Source organism: Catellatospora vulcania (assembly GCF_009720385.1).
Classification (GTDB): Bacteria; Actinomycetota; Actinomycetes; order Mycobacteriales; family Micromonosporaceae; genus Catellatospora; species Catellatospora vulcania.
Genome location: NZ_WARX01000001.1, coordinates 1,391,533 through 1,396,682 on the forward strand (window position 1 = coordinate 1,391,533; position 5,150 = coordinate 1,396,682).

Here is a 5,150-nt window from a genome sequence, read left to right on the forward strand (position 1 = left end):
TCAATATTGAGCGGCGCTGAGCGCCCGGTGAATGGCGTAATTGACGCAGTGGATGGCCAGGTCGAGCACGGCTCGTCCGGCATTGCACGGACCATGCGCCGGCGCCGATCGACGTGCTCGGCCCAGATCAGGAGAGTGCCCTCATGCCACCAGAAAACGACGCGCCCGCCATCGCCGTGGCCGCGCAGCAGACGTCGCTGCCCGCGCACGACATCCTGCACTCCGGCAACTCCGGAGTGATCATGGAGCGGACGGGCCAGCTGCGCGCCGAGTTCCGCTCCGAGGGCCGCCAGTTCGCCCGCGAGCTGTCGGAGTACATCAACACCAAGTACAGCGGTGTCGCCAGCGTCTTCGTGTACGAGGAGACCTTCGGCGTCAAGGACCGCATCCACTGGCTGATGCACATCAAGTCGCTGGAGGCCTACGAGACGCTGGTGGCCATGGGCTCCCGCGACGAGGGCTGGCGGGAGATCATGTTCCGCGAGCGCATCGCGCCCGAGCGCGGCGGCGGCTCCTGGGACCGCATGTTCCTCGACGCCGGGCTGCAGGAGACCGTGCTCATCCCGCAGAGCTTCGGCATGTACGGCACCGCCGACACCCGCCCGGACACCGTGTCCCAGGCCGAGGGGGAGGTCGGCCGCTTCGAGGTGCCGACCGCCCAGCACCAGACCTCGCAGTCACCGGACCGGTCGTTCAACTCCGCCAACTGCGGCATCATCATGCACCGCACCGGCGAGCTGAAGTACGAGTTCCGCGCCGAGGGCCGCCAGTTCGCCCGCGCGCTGACCGACGCCTGGAACGACAGCCTCGGCGACGTGGCGACGATCTTCCTCTACGAGGAGGCGTTCGGCCTGTCCGACCGGATCCACTGGTTCATCCACCTCAAGCAGCTCAGCTCGTACTACAACCTGATGGGCCTGCGCGCGCGGGTCGACCCCAAGGCCCGCGAGGCGTTCACCAAGCAGTGGATCGCCGACGACAAGGGCGGCGGCGGCTGGGAGCGCATGTTCGTGCAGGGCAGCCTCCAGGACATGGCCCTCACCCCGCAGCACTGGGGCATGTACGCCACCAAGTCGGCCGGCGGCCAGGACCGCGCCTGATCACGTTCCCGCCGCGCGGGCGGAGCACGCCGCGCGGCGGGACCGAATGCGTCGTACCGGATGGGAGATCCATGTTCTCGGGCAAGACCCTGCATGAACTGTTCGCGGCACAGGCGGCGCGCACCGGCGACCGCGTCGCGGTGACCGACGGCGTCCGCAGCCTCACCTACCGCCAGCTCGACGAGCGGGCCAACGGCGTCGCCGTGCGCCTGGTCGAGCTCGGCACCGCACTCGACGACATGGTCGGGCTGTGCGCCGAACGCGGCATCGACATGATCGTGGGGATGCTCGGCATCCTCAAGGCCGGCGCGGCATACGTGCCCGTCGACCCCGGCTATCCCGCCGACCGCGTCGCGTTCCTGCTCCGCGACAGCGGCGTCACCACGGTCGTGGCGACCACGGCCGTGGCCGACCGGCTGACCGCGCCGGACACCCGGGTGCTGCTCGTCGACCGCGACACGACCCCGGTGCCGGCGGTGCCGCCGGTCGCGGCGAGCGAGGACAACCTGGCCTACGTCATCTACACCTCCGGCTCCACCGGCACCCCCAAGGGCGTGCTGATCGAGCACCGCAACGCGGTGAAGCTGTTCGAGCAGACCACCGACCTCGTCGGGTTCCGCGACGACGACGTGTGGACGCTGTTCCACTCCCTCAGCTTCGACTTCTCCGTCTGGGAGGTGTGGGGCGCGCTGCTGTTCGGCGGCCGGCTCGTCGTCGTCGACACCGACACCGCCCGCTCGCCCGCGCTGCTGCGCAAACTGCTGGTCGACCAGCGGGTCACCGTGCTCAACCAGACGCCGTCGGCGTTCCGCCGGCTCGTGGCCGAGGAGCTGACCCACCCCGAGGGACGGCTGGCGCTGCGGCTGGTGATCTTCGGCGGCGAGCGCCTGGACGTCAAGGCGCTGGAGCCGTGGTTCGCCCGCTACCCCGACAACCCTGTGCTGATCAACATGTACGGCATCACCGAGACCACCGTGCACGTCACGCACCGGCGCATCACCGGTGCCGACCTGGACGAGCCGGGAGCCAGCCCGATCGGCGACGCCCTGCCGGAGTACGGCATCCACCTGCTCGACTCCGCCGGGCAGCCGGTGGCCGACGGCGGCGTGGGCGAGATGTACGTCGGCGGCACCGGCGTCGCCCGCGGCTACCACCAGCGCCCCGAGCTGACCGCGGAGCGCTTCACGACCCTGGGCGACGCCCGCGTCTACCGCTCCGGCGACCTGGCCCGGCGCACCGCCGACGGCGGATACGTCTACCTCGGCCGCGCCGACGACCAGATCAAGATCCGGGGATTCCGGGTCGAGCCGTTCGAGATCGAGGCGCTGCTGGTCGACGACCCCCGCGTGGCCTCGGCCATCGTGGCGCCGGAGGACTTCGGCGACGGCGACGTGCGGCTGCTGGCCCACCTGGTCGCCGCACCCGGCCGCGAGATCCCCGACGGTGAGCTGGCCACGCTGGTGGCGGACCTGTCCGCGCGGTGCGCGGCGACCCTGCCCGAACACATGCGCCCGTCGCGCTACCGGCTCATCGCCGAGGTGCCGCTCACCCCGCAGGGCAAGGTCGACCGCGAGGCGCTGCGCGGCCTGGCCTACCGCGAGGCCCCGGCCGACTCGCCGCAGGCCGCCGGCCTCACCGCCACCCAGGCACTGGTCACCGAGATCGTCACCGAGGTGCTCGCCCGCGGCGGCATCGGCCTCGACGACGACCTGTTCGACTGCGGCGCCACCTCGCTGGCGTTCATGCGCATCATCGCCTCCGTCAACCAGCGCTGCCACACGTCGCTGACCGGCGCCGAACTCGACGAAGCGACGGTCGCCTGCCTGGCGGCCTGCATCGACGAGCAGGCGTGACCCCCACATCCAAGGAGAGGAACGGCAATGTCTGACGCCCCGGCCCGCGAATCGTTCAGCCTGAGTCCCGAAGAGCTCGACAGCTTCCGCCGCAACGGCTACTTCGGCCCGTTCAAGGTCTACGAGATCGAGGAGATGAAGGCGATCTGGCGCAAGGAGCGCCTGCGCCTGCTCGACCGCAGCAACGCCGTCTACCAGGACGAGGCCGCCCAGTCGGGCAACACCAACATCTCCAACTACGACCGGCACCTGGACAACACGTTCCTGGCCGACCACATCATGCGCCCGCAGATCGTCGACCGCGTCCGCGGCGCCCTCGGCCCCGACGTGCTGTGCTGGCGCACCGAGTTCTTCCCCAAGTACCCCGGTGACGAGGGTACCGACTGGCACCAGGCCGACACGTTCGCCAACGCCTCCGGCAAGCCGCAGATCCTCTGGCCCGACGAGTTCAAGGAGTTCGGCGGCACCATCACCGTGTGGGCCGCGCTGACCGAGGCCAACGAGGACAACGGCTGCCTGCAGTTCATCCCCGGCACGCACGAGCAGATGAACTACGACGAGACCAAGAAGATGGAGTACGAGCCCGACGCCATCAACCAGATGGACAAGGAGGGCATCCGCCGCGGCTTCTTCGGCTACGACTACCGGGAGCTGCAGAAGGACCCGAACTGGAAGCCCGACGAGTCCAAGGCCGTCTCGATGGTGATGCGACCCGGCGAGGCCATCATGTTCTGGTCCACGCTGATGCACGCCTCCTGGCCGCACAGCGGCAAGACCGACGAGATGCGGCTCGGGTTCGCCGCCCGCTACGTGCCCACCTGCGTGCAGATCTACCCCGACACCGACATCATCGAGGAGTACGGCGGCGCGGTGTCCCTGGACAACTACGGCGCGGTGCTCGTCGCGGGCGACAACGACTACGACCACAACCGGATGGTCACCGAGACCAACACCGGCCACCCGTTCACGGTCCGCTGAGGCGACGGATCCGATGACCATCGATGAGGCACGGCCGGCCGTGGCGGCCCTGGCGGACGCGGTGCGCGCGCTGGCGCCGCTGGTCGGAGCCCTGCAACGTCCCGTGCGGGTGCCGGTCCCGGCCGGCGCCCGCACCGCCGGCCACCTCGGGCCGGGCGAGCTGCTGACCCACATCGCCCGGAACCTGGGCGTCGCACTCGTCGCCGACCCCGAGGCCGGCGCCGACCAGACGGACGCCTTCGAGGTGGTCATCCACCGCTGGCTGGAACCGCTGCTGGGCGCAGCCGCCCTGGACGTCCCGGCCGAACTCGCCGGTGACGTCGACAAGATCGTGGCGGATACCGTGGCCGGCAGCTTCGACCGGTACCGCTCGCCGGTCGACGTGGTGGCCGACGACGGCGCCCTGCTGCCGGTCTACACCGCCGGCGACCCGTCGGCCCCCGCGATCGTGCTGGCCTCGGCCTGCGGCATGCCGGCCGAACTGTGTGAGCCCTGGCTCACCCGGCTCGGCCGGGACCACTTCGTGGTCACCTGGGAGAGCCGGGGACTGTTCCGGCCCCAGGAGAAGTTCGACGACCTGGCGTACGACGCCGGTGCGCAGGCCGAGGACGTCTTCGCGGTGATGGACCACTTCGGCCTGCGTACCGCCCACCTGATGGGCTTCTGCGGCGGCAGCGTCGTCGGCCTGGCCGCGGCCGGGCGACGGCCCGAGCGGATCTCGTCGCTGAGCCTGTGGCACGGCGCCTACGAGCTCGGACCCGACTCCCCGAAACTGGACCACCACCGCAACATCCAGGCCCTCATGGCGATGGCTGCGGAGAGCCGGCAGGCCGCCGCCGCGGTCCACTCCGTCTTCCTGCAGACCATGCTCGGCAGCGCACCGCTGGACATGGCGCACCTGGTGCTTTACCCGTTCGCCACCCCCGAGCTGTTCTACCGCTACTGCCGGGTCAACGGCGCCATCACCGACATCGACGTCAGCCCGCTGCTGGACCACGTGCCCCAACCCACCCTCGTGGTCACCAGCGACGACGACAACACGGCGAATCCGCTGGGCTCCAAGCACGTCGCGGCGCGGCTGCCGGACGCGGTCCTGCAGGTCGAGCCGCACGGCAATCACCTGTCGCTGTTCAAGATGGGCGGCCGCCTGGACGAGGTCGCCACCGGCTTCCTACGCCGGCACGCCCAGCGCTGAAACGACGCACGAACGGAGAAGTCG

4 protein-coding genes are annotated in these 5,150 nt (G+C 70.4%); all 4 read left to right on the top strand.

From position 1 onward, the window contains the following. The first annotated feature begins 143 nt into the window (after positions 1-143). The 4 genes from F6W97_RS25435 (at position 144) to F6W97_RS25450 (ending at position 5,126) form a co-directional block, all read left to right on the top strand. Positions 144-1,100, top strand: coding sequence for a DUF6039 family protein (locus tag F6W97_RS25435; RefSeq protein ID WP_155372898.1), 957 nt, complete (start codon positions 144-146; stop codon positions 1,098-1,100). Positions 1,101-1,171: 71 nt separating this feature from the next. Then, entirely contained in the window at positions 1,172-2,953 is a 1,782-nt protein-coding gene (locus F6W97_RS25440; RefSeq protein ID WP_155372899.1) for an amino acid adenylation domain-containing protein, read from the top strand. Positions 2,954-2,980: 27 nt separating this feature from the next. Next, positions 2,981-3,931: a chlorinating enzyme gene (locus F6W97_RS25445; RefSeq protein ID WP_155372900.1), complete on the top strand. Its 951-nt coding sequence runs from the start codon at positions 2,981-2,983 to the stop codon at positions 3,929-3,931. A 13-nt stretch (positions 3,932-3,944) separates the two neighbouring features. Continuing rightward, positions 3,945-5,126 (top strand): alpha/beta fold hydrolase, encoded by a 1,182-nt coding sequence (locus F6W97_RS25450; RefSeq protein ID WP_155372901.1) that lies wholly within the window; start codon positions 3,945-3,947, stop codon positions 5,124-5,126. Positions 5,127-5,150: the final 24 nt, after the last annotated feature.